This is a genomic window from Kluyvera georgiana (assembly GCF_050990895.1).
In the GTDB taxonomy this organism is placed as follows: domain Bacteria; phylum Pseudomonadota; class Gammaproteobacteria; order Enterobacterales; family Enterobacteriaceae; genus Kluyvera; species Kluyvera georgiana.
In genome coordinates this window covers 2,651,350-2,669,817 of sequence record NZ_CP158865.1, presented here as the reverse complement: position 1 = coordinate 2,669,817, position 18,468 = coordinate 2,651,350, and the positions used below count along the sequence as shown (strand labels likewise).

The 18,468-nt window shown below is 56.7% G+C and carries 20 protein-coding genes and 1 pseudogene; 18 read left to right on the top strand and 3 right to left on the bottom strand.

Going from position 1 to position 18,468, the window contains the following annotated elements; all coding sequences use genetic code 11:
* Window positions 1-15: 15 nt before the first annotated feature.
* The 10 genes from ABTW00_RS12675 (at window position 16) to ABTW00_RS12630 (ending at window position 6,821) form a co-directional block, all read left to right on the top strand.
* Window positions 16-171 (top strand): YnbE family lipoprotein, encoded by a 156-nt coding sequence (locus ABTW00_RS12675; protein ID WP_416374502.1) that lies wholly within the window; start codon window positions 16-18, stop codon window positions 169-171.
* 11 nt (window positions 172-182) lie between these two features.
* Window positions 183-506 carry a YdbL family protein gene (locus ABTW00_RS12670; RefSeq protein WP_064545799.1) on the top strand — a complete coding sequence of 108 codons (324 nt, stop codon included), beginning with the start codon at window positions 183-185 and terminating at the stop codon, window positions 504-506.
* Between the two features lie 128 nt (window positions 507-634).
* Window positions 635-991, top strand: a complete 357-nt coding sequence (gene hinT, locus ABTW00_RS12665) for a purine nucleoside phosphoramidase (RefSeq protein WP_064545797.1) — start codon at window positions 635-637, stop codon at window positions 989-991.
* Between the two features lie 3 nt (window positions 992-994).
* The gene (locus tag ABTW00_RS12660) at window positions 995-1,369 is read left to right on the top strand and encodes a YcfL family protein (protein ID WP_433635891.1); all 375 of its coding nucleotides are present in this window, start codon (window positions 995-997) and stop codon (window positions 1,367-1,369) included.
* A gap of 22 nt (window positions 1,370-1,391) precedes the next feature.
* The gene (lpoB, locus tag ABTW00_RS12655) at window positions 1,392-2,030 is read left to right on the top strand and encodes a penicillin-binding protein activator LpoB (protein ID WP_167351058.1); all 639 of its coding nucleotides are present in this window, start codon (window positions 1,392-1,394) and stop codon (window positions 2,028-2,030) included.
* Window positions 2,011-2,853, top strand: coding sequence for a thiamine kinase (gene thiK / locus ABTW00_RS12650; protein WP_271447528.1), 843 nt, complete (start codon window positions 2,011-2,013; stop codon window positions 2,851-2,853). Before lpoB ends, thiK begins: the two co-directional genes overlap by 20 nt.
* Window positions 2,841-3,866 (top strand): beta-N-acetylhexosaminidase, encoded by a 1,026-nt coding sequence (gene nagZ, locus ABTW00_RS12645; protein WP_433635889.1) that lies wholly within the window; start codon window positions 2,841-2,843, stop codon window positions 3,864-3,866. The genes thiK and nagZ overlap by 13 nt, the downstream gene beginning before the upstream one ends.
* A 38-nt stretch (window positions 3,867-3,904) precedes the next feature.
* Window positions 3,905-4,447, top strand: a complete 543-nt coding sequence (ycfP, locus tag ABTW00_RS12640; protein ID WP_064545786.1) for an alpha/beta hydrolase YcfP — start codon at window positions 3,905-3,907, stop codon at window positions 4,445-4,447.
* A gap of 273 nt (window positions 4,448-4,720) precedes the next feature.
* Window positions 4,721-6,025, top strand: coding sequence for an NAD(P)/FAD-dependent oxidoreductase (locus ABTW00_RS12635; RefSeq protein WP_065358180.1), 1,305 nt, complete (start codon window positions 4,721-4,723; stop codon window positions 6,023-6,025).
* Between the two features lie 259 nt (window positions 6,026-6,284).
* Complete coding sequence (locus ABTW00_RS12630) at window positions 6,285-6,821, top strand: glycine zipper 2TM domain-containing protein (protein ID WP_074398785.1); 537 nt, start codon at window positions 6,285-6,287, stop codon at window positions 6,819-6,821.
* 54 nt (window positions 6,822-6,875) lie between these two features.
* On the opposite strand, the gene ABTW00_RS12625 is transcribed toward ABTW00_RS12630, so the two are convergent.
* Complete coding sequence (locus ABTW00_RS12625) at window positions 6,876-7,511, bottom strand: TetR/AcrR family transcriptional regulator (protein ID WP_064545781.1); 636 nt, start codon at window positions 7,509-7,511, stop codon at window positions 6,876-6,878.
* Between the two features lie 245 nt (window positions 7,512-7,756).
* Between ABTW00_RS12625 and bhsA the strand changes: the two genes are divergently transcribed.
* On the top strand, window positions 7,757-8,014 hold the full coding sequence (bhsA, locus tag ABTW00_RS12620) for a multiple stress resistance protein BhsA (RefSeq protein WP_064545779.1): 258 nt from the start codon (window positions 7,757-7,759) through the stop codon (window positions 8,012-8,014).
* Window positions 8,015-8,102: 88 nt separating this feature from the next.
* Here bhsA and ldtC read toward each other — a convergent pair whose 3' ends face one another.
* Window positions 8,103-9,062: a L,D-transpeptidase LdtC gene (gene ldtC, locus ABTW00_RS12615; protein WP_433635887.1), complete on the bottom strand. Its 960-nt coding sequence runs from the start codon at window positions 9,060-9,062 to the stop codon at window positions 8,103-8,105.
* 146 nt (window positions 9,063-9,208) lie between these two features.
* Window positions 9,209-11,290 carry a TonB-dependent siderophore receptor gene (locus ABTW00_RS12610; RefSeq protein WP_433641031.1) on the bottom strand — a complete coding sequence of 694 codons (2,082 nt, stop codon included), beginning with the start codon at window positions 11,288-11,290 and terminating at the stop codon, window positions 9,209-9,211.
* Between the two features lie 513 nt (window positions 11,291-11,803).
* On the opposite strand from ABTW00_RS12610, the gene ABTW00_RS12605 reads away from it, so the two are divergent.
* The 7 genes and pseudogenes from ABTW00_RS12605 (at window position 11,804) to ABTW00_RS12575 (ending at window position 18,445) form a co-directional block, all read left to right on the top strand.
* Window positions 11,804-12,625: an ABC transporter ATP-binding protein gene (locus ABTW00_RS12605; protein WP_433635885.1), complete on the top strand. Its 822-nt coding sequence runs from the start codon at window positions 11,804-11,806 to the stop codon at window positions 12,623-12,625.
* Window positions 12,625-13,650: a FecCD family ABC transporter permease gene (locus ABTW00_RS12600; protein WP_433635884.1), complete on the top strand. Its 1,026-nt coding sequence runs from the start codon at window positions 12,625-12,627 to the stop codon at window positions 13,648-13,650. Before ABTW00_RS12605 ends, ABTW00_RS12600 begins: the two co-directional genes overlap by 1 nt.
* Window positions 13,647-14,699: a FecCD family ABC transporter permease gene (locus ABTW00_RS12595; protein ID WP_433635882.1), complete on the top strand. Its 1,053-nt coding sequence runs from the start codon at window positions 13,647-13,649 to the stop codon at window positions 14,697-14,699. Before ABTW00_RS12600 ends, ABTW00_RS12595 begins: the two co-directional genes overlap by 4 nt.
* 8 nt (window positions 14,700-14,707) lie before the next feature.
* Window positions 14,708-15,658 carry an ABC transporter substrate-binding protein gene (locus ABTW00_RS12590; RefSeq protein ID WP_433635881.1) on the top strand — a complete coding sequence of 317 codons (951 nt, stop codon included), beginning with the start codon at window positions 14,708-14,710 and terminating at the stop codon, window positions 15,656-15,658.
* Window positions 15,624-16,554 (top strand): annotated as a pseudogene (locus ABTW00_RS12585) (MurR/RpiR family transcriptional regulator). The gene ABTW00_RS12590 and the pseudogene ABTW00_RS12585 overlap by 35 nt, the downstream one beginning before the upstream one ends.
* Before the next feature lie 128 nt (window positions 16,555-16,682).
* Complete coding sequence (locus ABTW00_RS12580) at window positions 16,683-17,558, top strand: NAD(P)-dependent oxidoreductase (RefSeq protein ID WP_433635880.1); 876 nt, start codon at window positions 16,683-16,685, stop codon at window positions 17,556-17,558.
* 17 nt (window positions 17,559-17,575) lie between these two features.
* A complete protein-coding gene (locus ABTW00_RS12575) occupies window positions 17,576-18,445 on the top strand; it encodes an oxygenase MpaB family protein (protein ID WP_433635879.1) in 870 nt (289 codons plus the stop codon).
* Window positions 18,446-18,468 lie beyond the last annotated feature (23 nt).

Sequence of the window (18,468 nt, the reverse complement as noted above, 5' to 3'; positions counted from 1 at the left end):
CTGGGCATTGCGACAATGACGCTGTTATCGGGATGCGTACCGCGCATTGAGGTGGCCGCGCCGAAGGAGCCGATTACCATCAATATGAACGTTAAGATTGAGCACGAGATCCGCATCAAGGCCGATAAGGACGTTGAGGATCTGTTGAAATCGCGTAGTGACCTATTCTGAGGGGCGCCAACATGAGAAAAATGCCTATCATCGCGGTCCTGCTGTGTGGCCTGTTTAGCGTTCAGGCGCTGGCGTTAACGCTATCAGAGGCGAGAACACAGGGGCGGGTAGGGGAAACGCAGGGTGGCTATCTGGCGGCGCTGGCTAAGGATAGCGACACGCTGACGCTGGTGAAGAAAATTAATCAGGCGCGTAGCGAAAGCTATCAGCAGCTGGCGTTGAGCAACAATCTCCCGCAGCAGGAAGTGGCACGGCTGGCGGGGAAAAAACTGATTGATAAAGCGCTGCCGGGTGAATACGTGCAGGGCATTAACGGCCAGTGGGTGCGTAAGTAGCGACCAGAGGTAAGAAAAATCGTATTACGGTTGAAAGAGGTGGCGTAACTCGCTCATACTCTGGCATCTAACCTGTTCGTCGGCAACGATTTTACCGACGGCATATCAGAATAATAAAGGAATTCCGTATGGCAGAAGAAACCATTTTCAGCAAAATTATTCGTCGTGAAATCCCGTCGGATATGGTGTATCAGGACGATCTGGTTACCGCCTTTCGCGATATCTCTCCGCAGGCGCCGACGCATATTCTGATTATCCCCAATACCTTGATTGCCACCACCAACGACGTCACCGCCGAACATGAGCAGGCGCTGGGGCGCATGATTACCGTGGCGGCGAAAATCGCGCAACAAGAAGGGATTGCCGAAGACGGCTACCGTCTGATCATGAACTGCAATCGCCACGGCGGGCAGGAAGTTTACCACATCCATATGCACCTGCTGGGCGGTCGTCCGCTGGGGCCGATGCTGGCGCATAAAGGCTAATCTATGAAATCGGCATGTCTGGGTCTTTTGTTAGGTACGGTGCTGCTGACCGGGTGTCATTCGCGTCCGGAAATCGCCGTCAGTGAACAGCAGACGCTGGTGATGGAGTCTAACGTTCTGGCGGCAGGTATCAGCGCGGAGAAGCCTGAGCTTTCGTCGTCAGATATTCAGGCGACCGCCAGCGCGAAACTGTTCAACGAAAGGCGGCAGCCGGTCACCGTTCACTATCGTTTTTATTGGTATGACGCCAGAGGGCTGGAAATGCACCCGCTGGAAGCGCCGCGCAGCATCACGATTCCGGCAATGGGGTCGATCACGCTTTACGGGACGGCTAACGGTTTAGGGGCGCATAAAGCCCGACTTTATCTTTATCTGTGAGGGGTAAACTGGAATGAGTAAATTGGGTCGCTATGCGTTGATGGCCTCGCTGGCGCTGGTGCTAGCAGGGTGTGCGGTGCGTGAACAACCGGCGCCAGTCGATACGGCAAATCCGCAGCAGCCACAACAGCCAGCTGAGCCGCAGCAGCCGGTGCCGACAGTACCGAGCGTGCCGACGATTCCGCAGCAGCCGGGGCCGATTGAGCACGGCGGTGAAACGCCTGCGCAGCCAACGCCGCGCGTACGGCACTATGACTGGAACGGCGCAGCACAGCCGCTGGTTGGCAACATGCTGCAAACCGGCGGCGTAACGGCGGGCAGCATTTTGCTGGTCGACAGCGTTAACAACCGCACCAACGGTTCGTTGAACGCCGGGGAAGCGACAACCGCGCTGCGTAACGCGCTGGCAGGTAACGGCAAGTTTACCCTCGTGTCTGCCCAACAGCTGGCGGTGGCTAAGCAACAGTTAGGCCTGTCGCCGCAGGACAGCCTGGGTTCACGCAGTAAAGCGATGGGCATTGCCCGTAACGTGGGTGCCCAGTACGTGCTCTACTCTAACGCTACCGGCAACGTGAACGCGCCGACGCTGCAAATGCAGCTGATGCTGGTACAAACCGGTGAGATCGTCTGGTCAGGTAAAGGTGCGGTTGCGCAACAGTAAGCTTTCACGTGACGCACTGCTGTCACGTGAATTTCCGCACTATCACATCGTCGCCAGCCCCGAATATGCGGGGCTGAGCGGCAGCAGCTGCATTCTTCAACACGGTGAACGGCGGCTGGTGCTGCGTCAGCATCATGCGTCCGACGCGCCGGAAAGCGAATTCCTTCGTCAATATCACGCCTTACGTCGACTACCCGCCACGCTGGCGCCAAAGCCTGTTTTTTATACGCACGGCTGGATGGCGGTTGATTTTTTAGCCGGAGAGATCAAAAGCGTGCTTCCGGCGCATCAACCGCTGGCGACTCTCCTGTATGATTTGCATCGGGAGCCTCGATTTGGCTGGCGGCTGGCGCTCCTGCCTTTGTTAGAACGGTACTGGCAGCAGTGCAGCCCGTCACGCCGTACGCCTTTCTGGCTGCGCAGCTTGCAACGGCTGCGCCAGCGGAAGGAGCCGCGGCCATTGCGACTGGCGCCGCTGCATATGGATGTCCACGCCGGCAATATTGTGCATACCGAAGGCGGTTTAAGGCTAATCGACTGGGAATACGCGGGCGATGGCGATATCGCCCTGGAGCTGGCGGCGGTGTGGATGCCGGACAATCAACAACGCTATCAACTGATTCAGGTTTATGCCGAGCTGGCGCATCTGTCTCCAGACGCCCTGTGGCAGCAGACATTACGCTGGCGTCCGTGGGTGCTGATGCTGATGGCGGGCTGGTTCGAGTGTCGCTGGCAACAAACCGGTGACGAACAATTTATCACGCTGGCCAATGAAATCTGGCAGCAGCTGAAGAACAAAAAGGAGGCCGTGTGGGGCCAGTAATGTTGGATGTGGAAGGCTACGAGCTGGATGCCGAAGAACGTGAGATTCTGGCGCACCCGCTGGTTGGCGGTTTAATTCTGTTTACCCGTAATTACCACGACCCTGAGCAGCTTCGTGAACTGGTCCGCCAGATTCGCAGCGCCTCGCGTAACCGACTGGTGGTGGCCGTCGATCAGGAAGGTGGCCGCGTACAGCGTTTCCGCGAAGGGTTCACGCGTTTACCGGCCGCGCAGTCTTTTGCGGCGGTGCTCGGGGAAGAGGACGGGGGCCGGATGGCGGTCGATGCGGGCTGGCTGATGGCCAGTGAGATGATCGCAATGGATATTGATATCAGCTTCGCGCCGGTATTGGACGTGGGCCATATCTGTACCGCCATTGGCGAGCGTTCTTATCATGAGGATCCGCAGAAAGCGCTGCTGATGGCGCGCCATTTTATTGACGGCATGCACGCCGCCGGGATGAAAACCACGGGTAAACACTTCCCGGGCCACGGTGCGGTCACCGCCGATTCGCACAAAGAGACGCCGCACGATCCGCGTCCGGAAGCGGATATCCGCGCGAAGGACATGGCGGTGTTTAAAACGCTGATTAGCGAAAACTCGCTCGACGCTATTATGCCGGCGCACGTCATCTACGACGCCGTTGATCCGCGCCCAGCCAGCGGCTCTGCGCACTGGCTGAAAACCGTGCTGCGCGGTGAGTTAGGTTTTGAGGGCGTGATTTTCTCTGACGACCTGTCAATGGAAGGCGCGGCGATTATGGGCAGCTATGCTGAGCGCGGCCAGGCATCGCTCGATGCCGGTTGCGATATGATCCTCGTCTGCAATAATCGTAAAGGTGCGGTCAGCGTGCTGGATAACCTGTCGCCGATCAACGCAGAGCGTGTTACGAAGTTGTATCATAAAGGTTCATTTAGCCGTCAGGAACTGATGGACTCCGCCCGCTGGAAAACGGTTAGCGCTCAGCTGGAGCAACTCCACGAACGCTGGCAGGAAGTGAAGGCTGGTCATTAACCCTCCCGGTGTGGGAGTAATGGTGTGGTGAGGACGCGATGATTATCTATTTACACGGTTTTGACTCGAATAGCCCAGGTAACCATGAGAAAGTGCTGCAACTGCAGTTTATCGATCCGGACGTGCGGTTGATTAGCTACAGCACGCGGCATCCGAAACATGACATGCAGCATCTGTTGAAAGAAGTCGACAAAATGCTGCAGTTAAACGCCGATGAGCGCCCGCTGATTTGTGGCGTAGGGCTGGGCGGCTACTGGGCGGAGCGTATTGGTTTTCTGTGCGATATTCGCCAGGTGATGTTTAACCCGAACCTGTTCCCGAACGAGAATATGGACGGCAAGATCGATCGTCCGGAAGAGTACGTGGATATTGCCACTAAATGTGTGAACAACTTCCGCGAGAAGAACCGTGACCGTTGCCTGGCTATCCTCTCTCGTCATGATGAGGCGCTTAATAGCCAGCGTTCAGCAGAAATGCTGCATCACTACTATGAGATCATCTGGGACGAAGAGCAGGGGCATAAGTTTAAAAACATTTCGCCGCATCTGCAGCGAATTAAAGCGTTCAAAACGTTAGGCTAAATTTTCGTCTGAGAAGCCCCGACGGCTTTGGGCTGTCGGGGCTTTTTTTTGTTAATTTTTAACCCCGCCGACACCTCTTTCGCCGACCGCAATGCCGTTCGCTCAACTTCTGCGCGATAAAACTTGATACACATCAATTTTGGTATGACCAATGCACCATTCATGTTATTCTCATTGCAGCTGAATGGTTTCTTGTGAGTAACTTGTTGTTAACTAAGAGCTAAATTAATAACTTTTAATTAACAATTGGTTAATAAATTTTAAGGGGGTCTCGTGACTACGCCAATGAAGAAAATTGTAATTGTAGGTGGCGGCGCTGGCGGCCTGGAACTGGCTACCCAGCTGGGACGCAAACTTGGCCGGGGTAAAAAAGCCAAAATTACGCTGGTGGATCGCAATCATAGCCACCTGTGGAAACCGCTGCTGCATGAGGTGGCGACCGGTTCTCTGGACGAAGGTGTCGATGCATTGAGCTATCTGGCGCATGCGCGTAATCACCACTTCCAGTTCCAGCTGGGGTCGGTGATGGATATCAACCGCGAAGCGAAAACCATCACCCTGGCAGAACTGCGCGATGAGAAGGGCGAACTGCTAGTGCCTGAGCGCAAGCTGGCGTACGACACGCTGGTGATGGCGTTGGGCAGCACCTCAAACGACTTCAATACGCCGGGCGTGAAAGAGCACTGCATCTTCCTTGATAACCCGCACCAGGCGCGTCGTTTCCATCAGGAAATGCTCAACCTGTTCCTGAAATATTCCGCTAACCTGGGCGCGAACGGTAAGGTGAACATCGCCATTGTTGGCGGCGGCGCGACCGGCGTTGAACTGTCCGCTGAACTGCACAACGCGGTGAAACAGCTACACAGCTATGGCTACAAAGGGTTGAACAACGAAGCGCTAAACGTCACGCTGGTGGAAGCCGGTGAACGTATTCTGCCTGCGCTGCCGCCGCGTATTTCCGGCGCAGCTCACAGCGAACTGACTAAAATGGGCGTGCGCGTGCTGACCCAGACGATGGTGACCAGCGCCGATGAAGGCGGTCTGCATACGAAAGACGGCGAATATATTGAGGCCGATCTGATGGTATGGGCGGCGGGCATTAAAGCACCAGATTTTATGAAAGAGATCGGTGGTCTGGAAACAAACCGCATCAATCAGCTGGTGGTTGAGCCGACGCTGCAAACCACCCGCGATCAGGATATCTACGCCATCGGCGACTGTGCTTCCTGCGCCCGTCCGGAAGGGGGCTTTGTGCCGCCGCGCGCTCAGGCGGCGCACCAGATGGCGACCTGTGCGCTGAACAACATTCTGGCGCAGATGAAGGGTAAAGAGCTGAAGCCTTACACCTACAAGGATCACGGTTCACTGGTGTCGCTCTCCAACTATTCAACGGTCGGTAGCCTGATGGGTAACCTGATGCGTGGCTCGATGATGATTGAAGGGCGTATCGCGCGTATGGTGTATATCTCGCTGTACCGTATGCACCAGATTGCGCTGCACGGCTACTGCAAAACCGGCTTGATGATGCTGGTGGGGAGTATCAACCGCGTCATCCGTCCGCGCCTGAAACTGCACTAATCGCGCCGAAAGGTTCCCGGCCTACATGCATCACAACATGCAGGCCGGATAAGCGCAGCGCCATCCGGCAATGTGCGCCAATGTTCCGTCCAAAGCGCTGCGCTTATCAGCGCTTTCAATTGTTATCTGCATCCACCTTCAGAATTCTCTCAAACATCTCTAATCCCACATAAAATCCTGCTTTTGAGTTTTTGTCTGATAGTCATGGTTTGACTTAAGTTGCACAATTGTTAGCAATAGCAACAAAGGAGGAAGTCCCGTGAATAAATCAATGTTGGCGGGTATTGGTATTGGCGTTGCAGCCGCTCTCGGGGTTGCCGCCGTAGCGAGTATGAACGTATTCGATCGTGGCCCGCAGTATGCGCAGGTGATCTCCGCTACGCCAATCAAGGAAACCGTTAAGAACCCGCGTCAGGAGTGCCGCAATGTGACGGTAACGCACCGTCGTCCGGTACAGGATGAAAACCGTATCGCCGGCTCGGTGCTGGGCGCCGTTGCCGGTGGGGTCATCGGGCACCAGTTTGGCGGTGGCCGCGGTAAAGACGTCGCAACCGTCGTCGGTGCTTTGGGCGGCGGCTATGCGGGTAACCAGGTGCAGGGTGCGATGCAGAATAACGACACCTACACCACGACGGAACAGCGCTGTAAAACGGTGTACGACAAGTCCGAGAAAACCCTCGGATATGATGTGACTTACAAAATCGGCGACCAGCAGGGCAAAATCCGCATGGATAAACAGCCCGGCAGCCAGATTCCGCTGGATAGCAATGGTCAGCTGGTACTGAATAAAGCCTAAAAAAGTGTGAGTGTGCTGATTCGCCCCTCCGTCACCCGGACTGAGGGGCGTTTTTTATACGGCAATCATCTGTGGCCACAGGCGCAGGGTGGTTTCGGTAATCTGCATCAGCGTTTCAAAGCTCGCCCCTTCGCGAGCGCTAATCGACATTCCCTGCAAAATACAGCTCAGAAACTGCGCCAGCTCGGCGACGTTTTTCTCTGCCGGGATCTCCCCGCGCGCCTGACGCAGCTGTAAGAACTGGCATAGCGTCTGTTCCTGTACCGCGTGACGCGACTTAATGGTCTTCGCAATTTCTTTGGAAGAAGCGGCCAGGGCGGCAGACGTGTTGATCATAAAGCAGCCCGCCGGCGTGTCTTTGCTGGTAAAGCAGGTGGCGACGGCGGTGAAATAGTGACGAAGCGCCTCCAGCAGCGTCTGGTCATCGCAGAACAGACAGGCTTCATTTTTCGACGCAAAACGGTTGATGTAGTGATCGAGAACGGCGCGGAATAGCCCTTCTTTATTCACAAATTCAGCGTACAGCGTCGGCGCCTTGGCGCCGGTGGCTTCGACAAGATCGGAAAGGGATGTTGCTTCATAGCCATACTGCCAGAACAGCGTCATCGCTTTATCCAGCGCCGCTTCCCGGTCGAATACTTTAGGTCGACCACGGCCTTTTTTCGCGCAACTTTGCGTGTCAGTTGTCATCGTGCCGCCTACCTCAGTCGGTGTTTAGTGAATGCTCATTATAAAAATAATCGTCGGCGGGGGCTAGCGGTTCCGTCGCAAAAAAGAATTCAACATATTCATATGAAAAATATATGAATTCTAATTAAATAAATGATCGTTATAAAAATCCGTTGACGTGTGACCTGGATCTCATTACTATTAATTTATCGATCGTTAAGTTAATAACGTCTGACCTACAAAAATTCATCTGCAAGGTAAAAATTATGAAAAACGTAAAAACCCTGGCTATCGCCGCAGTCCTAAGTTCACTGTCATTTGCAAGCTTTGCCGCTGTTGAAGTGCAATCCACTCCGGCAGATCAGCACAAAGTCGGCAACATTGCCGCATCTGCAGGTCCGAACCTGGCTTCTCTGGAACAAGAGCTGTCTCAGAAAGCCGATGAAATGGGTGCGAAATCTTTCCGCATCACTTCCGTTAGCGGTCCGAACTCCCTCCACGGTACCGCGGTAATCTATAAATAAGCGTTAAAACCCTCATAATGCTTATGCCACTGCTATAAAAAAGGCCCTGAGCGGAATACGCTCAGGGCCTTTTACTTTGGGCTTTCAACTACATACTTTGCTGCGCAATATCGTGATGACGGGTGACATCGACCGGCATTCCGGAGCGCACATCCATCACTTTTTTCATCACTTCGCTATCGGTAGCAGGGTTCTGGCTAAAGGCCTTCATCCCGGCGTTAAGCACAATCGGCAGGGTCTGCGGGTTATCATCAATATGCTCGGACAGCGGTTGATGAACCTCCACGAGATGGACGCCGTTTGGTTCAATCGACGCTTTAATCGGCGTATTGATAATGTTTACCTTGGTGCCAGGCGTGACCTGATCGAAAAGGGCTTTAATGTCGTTATCACGCAGGCGAATACAGCCTGAACTGACGCGCATCCCGATACCAAAATCGGCGTTGGTGCCGTGTAGCAGATACACGCCGCCGTAGGCCGCAAGACGAATGGCGTGATGCCCCATCGGGTTATCCGGTCCGGCAGGCATTACCGCTGGCAGCTCAACACCCTGAGCGCGATAGCGCGCGCGGATATTGGCGGTTGGCGTCCAGGTTGGGTTGGCGCGTTTATCTGAAACGGTGGTGACCATGGTGGGGGTCACCGTGGTGCCGCCAAGTTGACCAATGCCGATGGGGTATACGGTCACGGTTTTACTGCCCGGCGGGTAGTAGTACAGCCGCAGCTCGGCCAGATTCAGTACGATGCCTTCACGCGGTACGTCGGGTAGCAGTGTTTGCAGCGGGATAGTGAGTACGCTACCCGCGCGAGGCACATACGGATCGACGCCAGGGTTGGCCTGCAGCAGCGCCAGGAAACCCACGTTATATTTCTTGGCGATAGATTCCAGTGAGCCACCGCTGTTGTCGACGACGTGAAAACGGTTTTCGCCCACCAGACGGCTACCCGGCGGCGGCAGCGGCCAGGAGTTGGCGCTGGCTGGCAGCGCAACGCTGACGGCAAGGAGCAATCCTGCTAGCCAGCGTGAAAGTTGCAGAGCTTGACGCATCACTCTAATCCCTCAAAGTCAAAAATGTTGTCTAAAAGTTAAAGCAGCTATTATGCGTAAGCGGACTGTAGGGAAGTGATGAGTGATTGAAAGAGTATGTAAAGGTTAGCCCTCTCTGGCTGAAAGAGGGCTGGACGTTGGCGAAATCAGAAGGCCATTTTTACCGTAAACTGCACTTCGCGCGGGTCGCCAATCTGGTTACCCAGATTATTGCTGGCTATTGATGAGGTGTAGTAAGTCTTGTCGAACAGGTTCTTCACGTTCACCTGTAACGTAACCGGATACTGTAGCTTCATCCTGTAGGCGGCAAAGACATCCGCGACCGCGTAGCCGGGTAGAGAGTAATCTGCGCCGTTGGTACCGGAACGGCGGCTCAAGGCATGCCCCCCAGCGCCGAGCGTTAGCGTGTTGCTATCATAGACGTTGTTAATGTCATAGGTCAGGAACAGCGAACCGGTATGGCGCGGCACGTTGGGCAGCGGTTTACCTGCGTATTCTGGATCTTCCTCGACCCTGGCATCGGTATAGCCGTAGCTGGCAATGACGTTAAGGTTTTCGCTCAGCGAACCGGCGACATCCACCTCGATCCCGCGCGAGCGAACTTTGCCCGCGGTTTTGGCGTAGGTCTCGTCGCCAATGGTCTCGGTATAAAGCACGTTACGTTTGTGGATATCAAAGAAGGTAATGTTAGAGGTCACGCCGTCGAACAGGTCGAATTTGGCCCCCACTTCATAAGCAGTAGACTCTTCCGGCGGCAGGTCGCCAATATAGCTGGCGATAGACGACTGTGGCATAAACGACTGCGCAACGTTGCCGAACAACGAAACGTTGGGGGAAACCTTATACACAAGGCCAAACTTCGGCGTCAGCTTTTCGTCCTGGCTGTCGGTGTTTTCTTTGAACGGACGACCTTTTCCAGCGTACTGGGTGTAGTACTGATAGCGCACGCCCGCCACGGCAATCCACTTATCCGTGAGATAGAGCGCGTCCTGCAAATATGTCGCGTAGGTTTCCTGCTGAATGCGCTGATCGCTATCGGCCGCCGATACGGTGGTGCATTTATCCAGCGTCCCGTAGATCGGGTGATAGATATTGAGGCTGTTCTTGACGTTTTTGCAGCGGATCATATCGGTGCGCAGCAGGTCATAATTCTCATAGGCGATCCCGGTAAGCAACTCATTGTAGAAACCGCCAATCACCACGTTGCCCTGCAAATCGGCCCGCGTGGCGTGCATCCGCTGGGTGGAGCCCTGCGTCGCGTCTACACGGCGGGTCAGGTTGCCGGTTTTGGCGTCATAGGCCATCACGCGGGCCTGGTTGTCACTGTACATATCCTGGCTAAAGCTGTAGTCAAAACGCGCGGTCCACTGGCTGTTCAGACGGTATTCCGCGTTGAGCTGCGCCAGATCGGAATTGCCATCGGTAATGTTAAACGGCTCGTCGAAGCGTACCTTGCTCGGGACGTTGACCGCCTGACCGGTATCCAGATCGAAAATCGTGCCGCGGTCGAACGGCGTATTGTAGTTACGGTGCGACCACGAAAGGTTCACCGTCGCGTCGTCGCCAAACCAGGTCAGGGAAGGGGCGATAAAACTGCTGCGATCCTTGCCGAAGTTACGCCAGTAATCTTCATTCTGATATACGCCAATCAGACGATAGGCCAGTTGGGTGCCTTCAATGGGGCCGGTGACGTCAATCTGTCCACTACCGCCGCCAAAGCTGCTGGACGTCGCTGAAATATTGCCGGAGAAAGTGCGCTCTGGGCGCTTGGTCACGACGTTAATTAATCCACCCGGGTCAAGGATGCCGTACAGCGTGGAAGCAGGGCCTTTTAGCACCTCCACGCGCGAAGTGGCGGCGTTGAAGCTGCGCGGCAGCACGGTACGCAGACCGTTGGTCATAATCGAACCGTCGCGGTTGGCGCCAAAGCCGCGGCGAGTAAACGCGTCCTGGGTGCCGCCAAGGGTGTTGGTTTGCACCACGTTGGCCACGTTATACAGCGCTTCGTCCAGCGAGGTGGCGTGCTGATCTTCTAATACTTTATCGCTCACCGTGTTGACGACCTGCGGAATATCGAGCAGCGGCATCGACGTTAGCGTGGCGGTAGAACTGCTCAAGGGCTGGTAGCCGTCGGTGACGGTCTGGTCTGCCTGCGCGGTCGTGCCAATAACCGTCATCGCATCTTCTTTTTTCGTGTCGTCGCTGCGGGGCGTTGTTTCAGCCGCCATCAGCGAAGGAGAGCTGACGGCCCCCAGAAAAAGGAGTGAAAAAAGCGCACGCCCGGTGGTGCCCGTGAACGTCGGGGAGAAGTGTGTCATCTGTCTGTTTTCCCATAAAAAAACTGCCGATAGATGGCAGCCAAAATTAAAAAATCATTGCCCTGAATTGCGAAAGCTACCCGTTCACATCGCCAAAAATGTTCCGGATATGTAATTGAGAATCATTCAATCACGCAGCGATGTAGTAGTAAATGCAGTCGATGACAAATTTATTTAACGCTGGCGATGCCGATAATTGAGGACGGGATAAACAGGCGTGATGCTATTAAGGAATTGATTTTTATTGATTTTATTTCTCTCGTTTAAAGCGGGAAGGTGAGCGGCAGGTTAAAAGCCCGATGAAATGAAGCGGTAATGTAGCGCTATTGACTACTACATAACGGCATAGCATGATCAAAAGAGAATGAGATTTATTTAAAGTGCAGAACGATACCACGTCGTTGCGGCCGGAGAGAAAGAAATATGCCTCAGCGGCAAGAAAACCCGCAGGAACCCGGGATTGTGCTGGCGTCCCTGTGCGCTGGATACGGCGGCCAACGTATCGTCAATGACGTCAATTTGACGCTGCCTGTCGGAAAAATGACGGTGCTGGCAGGAGCGAACGGTTCCGGTAAATCAACCTTGCTGAATACCATCGCGCGGATGCTGAAACCGCTCGGGGGCTGCGTGCGTCTGGACGGGCGAGATATTCATCAGCAGCCGACGAAGCAGGTGGCGCGCCAGTTGGGCCTTCTGCCGCAATCGCCGCTGACGCCGGAAGGGCTGACGGTGTTTGAACTGGTCTCGCGCGGGCGCTACCCGTGGCAGGGACTCATTCGTCAGTGGTCCCCGGAGGATGAACATGCGGTGGAACAAGCGTTGCGCTTGACCGGTACGCTGGAATACGCGCATTTGACGGTAGACAGCCTTTCCGGCGGCCAGCGCCAACGCTGCTGGATAGCGATGGCGCTGGCGCAGCAAACTCCGACTATCCTGCTGGATGAACCCACTACCTGGCTCGATCTCCGCTACCAGGTGGAAATTCTTGAACTGCTACAACAGCTGACCCGTGAACATGGACGAACGGTGGTTACCGTGTTGCACGACCTTAATTTCGCCGTGAACTATGCCGACACGCTGGTGTTTATGAAGCAGGGGCGGGTGGCGGGCGTGATTAACGACTCGCAGGACTGTACGCCCGCGCTGATTAAGCAGGTGTTCGACGTAGATGTGCAGATGCTGCATAACCCACAGAGCGGTAAGCCCCTGTTTATGCCGTTTAGCGCCCGGCCGGTGACCGCCTGATGTCGATACAAAGCGTGCTTACGCGCCGAAGCGCAGGTTATCCGTCAGTCGCGTTTGCGGTACTCGGCTGTCTGTTATGCGTTGCGGCGGTGATTCATCTTGGACTGGGCGCGCGCACGATTGCACCGCGTGTCGTTGTCGATGCGCTGCTGCACTATGACCCGCACAATTTTGATCACCGTATCATCGTGAGTCTGCGTTTAACTCGCCTGCTGGCGGCGTTAATGACCGGGGCCGCGCTGGGCGTCGCCGGTCTGCTGCTGCAAACGGTTATCCGCAACCCGTTGGGTGAACCGCATATTCTCGGTCTGAACGCCGGGGCGACGCTGGCGGTAGTGGCCTGTTCGGCGGCCGGGATCTCGTTCGGCGAATGGGGAGTCAGCCGCCCTCTGACCGCGGCCGGCGGCGCGGCACTGCTGTTCGGCCTGGTGATGCTGCTGGCTTCCACCGGACGCGCAGGGGCGACGGCGATGAAGATTACTCTCTGCGGCGTGGCGCTGTCGGCGTTTGCCTCGGCGGTGACCGCTTCGATTCTTATCCTTGATGAGCAGACGCTCCAGGCCATGCGGACCTGGCTGGCGGGCGATTTGTCGGGCGTCAGCACGTATACGCTGCGCATCGCCAGCATTCCAGCGCTGTTGGGCGTACTGCTGGCGGCGTTCCTCGCCCCCCGGCTGAATATTCTGGCTCTCGGCGACCGCGTGGCGAGCGGGCTGGGCGTTGCGGTGACCCATACGCGCATACTGGGCGTGCTGGCGATTGCGCTGCTGTGCGGGGCATCGGTGTCCATTGCCGGCCCTATCGGTTTTATCGGACTGGTGGTGCCGCACGCCATTCGTCGCTGGGCCGGGCAGGATATCCGTATCGGGCTGCTGCTGGCGCTACCGACCGGCGCATTATTGTTGCTGCTGGCCGATATTCTGGCTCGCTGGCTGCTGGCGCCGCAGGAGCTGGCGACCGGCGTGATGACCGCGCTGGTCGGCGCGCCGATTTTTATCGCCATTGCCGTGAGTTTTTTTAAATGAGGCGCGCGTTAAGTAAAGCGGGTTTTCGCCCTTTGACGTGGGGGCCATTTCGTGTACTGCTGCGTCCCCGACAGGTAAAGATAGCCGCCGTGCTGGCGTTGGCGGTGGGGTTGCTGGTGATTTACGGCGTGACGCGCGGCTCGCTGCCTATTCCCACCAGCGCCATTGGCCGCGCGCTGTTTTATCCGGACGTACTTAGCGCTCAGCAGATGTATATCGTGCGCGATATTCGCCTACCGCGCCTGCTGATGGCTGTCTTCTGCGGCGGCATGCTTGGGCTGGCCGGGGCGGCGATGCAGTCGATCACCCGCAACGGTCTGGCTGACCCGGGGCTGATTGGCGTGAAAGAGGGGACTAGCGTGGTGGTGTTGACGCTGATTCTGGCTTTTCCTTCACTGAGCCTGACATGGCGTCCGCTTGCGGGAATGCTCGGTGGCATGCTGGTTGCGCTGGTGGTGATGGTACTGGCGCGCGATCTCTCGCGCCCGCGCTTTATTTTGATTGGCATCGGCGTGTCGTGGGCGCTGTCGGCAGCGATGGGGCTGTTTGTCACTACGGCGGATATTCGTGATGTACAAACGGCAATGACCTGGCTTGCGGGTAGCCTGCATGCGGTGACCTGGCCGCTGCTGGCGGTCGCCGTCGCGTGGGCGCTACCGGCGGTGGTCATCCTCTACCTGAGCGCTCGGGCGGCGGACGTGGCGATGTTGGGCAATCAGGTTGCCAGCGGCCTCGGCGTTCGCCTGGCGCGGCTGACCTTGCTGCGTTTCCTCGCGCCGGTTCTGCTGACGGCAGCGAGCGTCTCGTGCGTGGGGAGTCTTGGATTCGTTGGGTTGATGGCGCCGCATATGGCGCGTTTTCTCCTTCCCGGCGGCCAGGCATCGCTGCTGACCGGCAGCGCGCTGATTGGCGCTTTGCTGGTGTTATTGACCGATACGATTGGTCGACTGGCGTTTGCTCCGCTACAAATTCCGGCTGGAATCATCATTTCGCTGATTGGCTGCCCCTTTTTTATTTTACTGTTGTGGCGTCGTCGCGACGCTTTATGAGGTTCAGGATGACTTTTCGAGGGTTATTACCCGCTTTGTGGCTGATAAGCGCGGTTGCCGGTGCGCAAACGCAGGCATTCACCGACGATCTCGGGCGTGTCGTGCAGGTGCCGGCACACCCGAAGCGCATTGTTTCTATGCACGATCTTGATATTACCATCCCGCTGATTGAGCTGGGGGTACCGCCGGTGGCGAGCCACGGGCGCACGCGTCCGGATGGCAGCCACTATCTGCGTTCAAGCGCGCAGTTGACCGGCGTGGATTTCGATAATAGCGACATTAAATTCATCGGCACCGCCGACATTGACCTTGAAGCGGTGGCGGCGGCGAAACCGGATCTGATTATCACCGAGCCAAATCGTAACGTGCCGATTGAACAGCTGGCGAAGATTGCGCCAACGGTGAGTATTGACCATCTGCTGGGTAGCGCGCCGCGGATTTACCGCAAGCTGGCGCAGCTGACCGGCACTGAGGCACGTCTGGCGATACTCGACCGACGCTATCAGGCGCAGATCCAACAGCTGAAACAGACCGTGGATACGCAGAAAATCACCGTTTCGGTGATTCAGGCCAATAACGGCAAGATAACGGTTCATCATTCTTACCATGCCCTTGGCCGCGTGCTGCGTGATGCGGGCTTCCGTTTCCCTGCGCTGATTGAGCGCATCCCGGACGGCGAGCGCATTGATGTCAGCGCCGAACAGCTGCCGGATCTTGACGCCGATTTTGTCTTTGCCACCTGGCGCTCTGATACCGGCGGTAAACCGCAGGATGAAAGGGCTGAGATGGAGAAAGTGCTGCCGGGCTGGTGTGACTTTATGCGTGCCTGTCGCAGCGGGCATTATGTGCTGCTGCCGCGCGAAGAGGTCATTTCTAACTCGTATGCCGCCTTAAGCCTGCTGGTGGCGGAAGTCCAGTCGCATATTGCCGGAAGACCGATTCCGCAGGAGGTCAAATGAGCCCGCCGGTAGCCCGTCACGAAAAGCGACGGGTGGATTTGTTTGGCGAACGTCTGCGTAGCCGTACCCCCCAGCTCTCACCGCGTTTACTGACCGTCGTCAACTGGATTGATGACAATCGCGAAGCGGTGCTTGACCACACGGCGATGGAGATCGCCGCCGCCACGCAAACCTCGGACGCTACGGTGGTCCGCGCCATTCAGGCGCTTGGCTTTGCCGGGCTGCGCGATCTCAAGCAAACCATGCAGCACTGGTTTGGCCCGACCATCAGCTCTGCAGAAAAAATGGTCACCACCGTTGCGGCACTCACCAGCGATGTTAGCTCAAGTATTGATTTCGTGCTGGAGGGGCACCTGCGTGCCTGCGAGATGCTCGCCACGCCGGATAACCGTGCGGCGATTGCTCAGGCGGTGGCATTACTGAGTGAAGCTCGCCAGGTGGCACTGTTTGGCATTGGCGCATCGGGTATTTTAAGTGAGTACACCGCGCGACTATTCAGCCGCATCGGCCTGCCGTCTTACGTGCTGAATCGCACGGGGTTTAGCCTGGCCGAGCAGTTGATATCGCTGCAGCGCGGCGATGTGCTGATTATGATGGGCCAGAAGTCACCGCACCGTGAGGGGCTGACCACGCTCCGGGAGGCGGAGCGCTTAGGTATTCCGACGATTTTGCTGACCCAGGCGACCGACTCGCGGTTTAGCGAGATGTCGCAGGTGGTGATTCACGTACCGCGCGGCGAAAACGGCCGGGTACCGCTGCACGGGACGGTCATGGTGTGCCTGGAAATGCTGGTCTTATCGGTGGCGTCCACCGCGTCGCAGCGCACGATTCGCTCGATGAAACGTATTCACGATCTGCACAAAGCCATCGGTAAATCCGGTGGGCGAAAAGGGTAATCGCGCAAACTTTGCTAATGTCAGACCTCACGGTCGGAAACTATGATAGGTCGCAGGATTATCCGGTTGCTTTTTGGTCGGAAAATCATCAGGCTACAAAAAACGACCGAACATGTGAGGAGAGAGAAATGAAGGCACTGCCTGCGGTAGCGGTTCTGGGTTTAGGCGCAATGGGGCATGCATTTTCCGCCAACCTGCTCAAAAAAGGGTTCACGGTGTACGGCTGGAACCGCACGCCTGGGCGAGGGGAAGACCTCCAATCTCACGGTCTCCAGCTGTGCAACGACGCGGCGCTGGCCGTAGCCGATGCGTCAGTTATTATCGCAATGCTCACAGACGGTGCCGCCACGCAGGCGATTATCCGCGCCATTGCGCCGTCCTGCCCGCAGGGCGCGTCGTTCTGCCAGATGGGGACCATCGGTATTCAGGAAACCGCCGAGTCGATTGCGCTGCTTCATGCGCTGCGACCGGATATGCTGTATCTCGATGCACCGGTTTCGGGCACCAAAGCCCCGGCGGAAAACGCGCAAATTCTGGTGATGGCAAGCGGCGACCAGACGCGTGCCGGCGCCGCGCAGCAGGTATTCGACGCGATTTCTCGCGGTACCCAGTGGTACGGCGAGGCGGGTAATAGCCAGAAAATGAAGCTGGTGACTAACGCCTGGCTTATCGCCATGATGCAGGGCATTGCAGAGAGCATGCAGCTGGCAAAACAGTTTGGCTTCACGCCAGACCAGCTGTGGGAAACGCTGGAAGGCGGCCCGCTGGCGGCACCCTATGTGAAGGGCAAGCTGGAGATGATCCGCAAAGAGGATTACACCCCGCAGATGCAGCTTCAGCATGCGCTGAAAGACGCACGTCTGGCACTGGAGAATGCGCCGCAGGGAACGATGCCGATGATGAGCGATATCGCCGCACTGTGGGAAAAAGCCGCGCAAAACGGGCTGGCCGAACGGGATCTGGCGGCGGTCTACGCGTGGTTGGATAACGCGCGTCAGGGCTGACGGCGAAGGGGGCGGAAATGGAATGGCTACGCCAGCGAATTGAACATCAGGTGCTGGGCCTGACGGGAATGGCGCTTAAGGAAATTGATTTTGAGCACCCGGTCGGCGAACCGGGGCTGTTTGGCCCGCAGTCGGCCATCTGGCCAGTGCACGGTGACTTTACCTCTATGCTGTGCGGTGGCATCAGCGCGCTACTGTTGCAGATGCTGCACCCGCTGGCGCTGGCAGGCGTCTGGGATCATTCGTCGTTCCGCGAAGATATCTTTGGCCGCCTGCGCCGTACCAGCCAGTTTATTTCCGCCACCACTTTTGCCACGGAACGGGATGCCGAACGGCTGATCGCCAAAGTGAAAGCCATCCACATGCGTATTAGCGGTACCGACGTTGACGGGACACCGTACGCCGCCAGCGATCCGGATTTATTGACCTGGGTGCATGTGGCCGAATGCAGTTCGTTTATGGCCTCGCACCTGCGCTATCGGCGCACGGTGGTCACGCCCGCACGGCAGGCACAATACTTTATTGAATCGGCCAGCATTGCCGAAAAACTGGGGGCGCGCAATGTGCCCAAAACGCCACAGGCGGTGGCGGACTATCTCGAACAGATGCGCCCGCAACTGCGCTGCGATGCGCGTACCCGGGAAGTGGCAAGGGTTTTGATGACCACCCGGCTGCCAGGGCGTTTCGCGCAGCCTGCGGGGATGATTTTTATGAAAGCCGGTATCGATCTGCTGCCCGACTGGGCCCAGGAGATGCTGGATTTACGGCTGAACTCGTTGGAACAGCGAGTGGTTCGCGGTGGCGTGCATCTGATTGCGGCCGTTCTGCGCCGCTCGGTACGCAATGGCGCTTATCATTGCGCGATGCGGCGTATGCAGCGTAGATGAATGTGAAAAAGTGAGCGATAAAA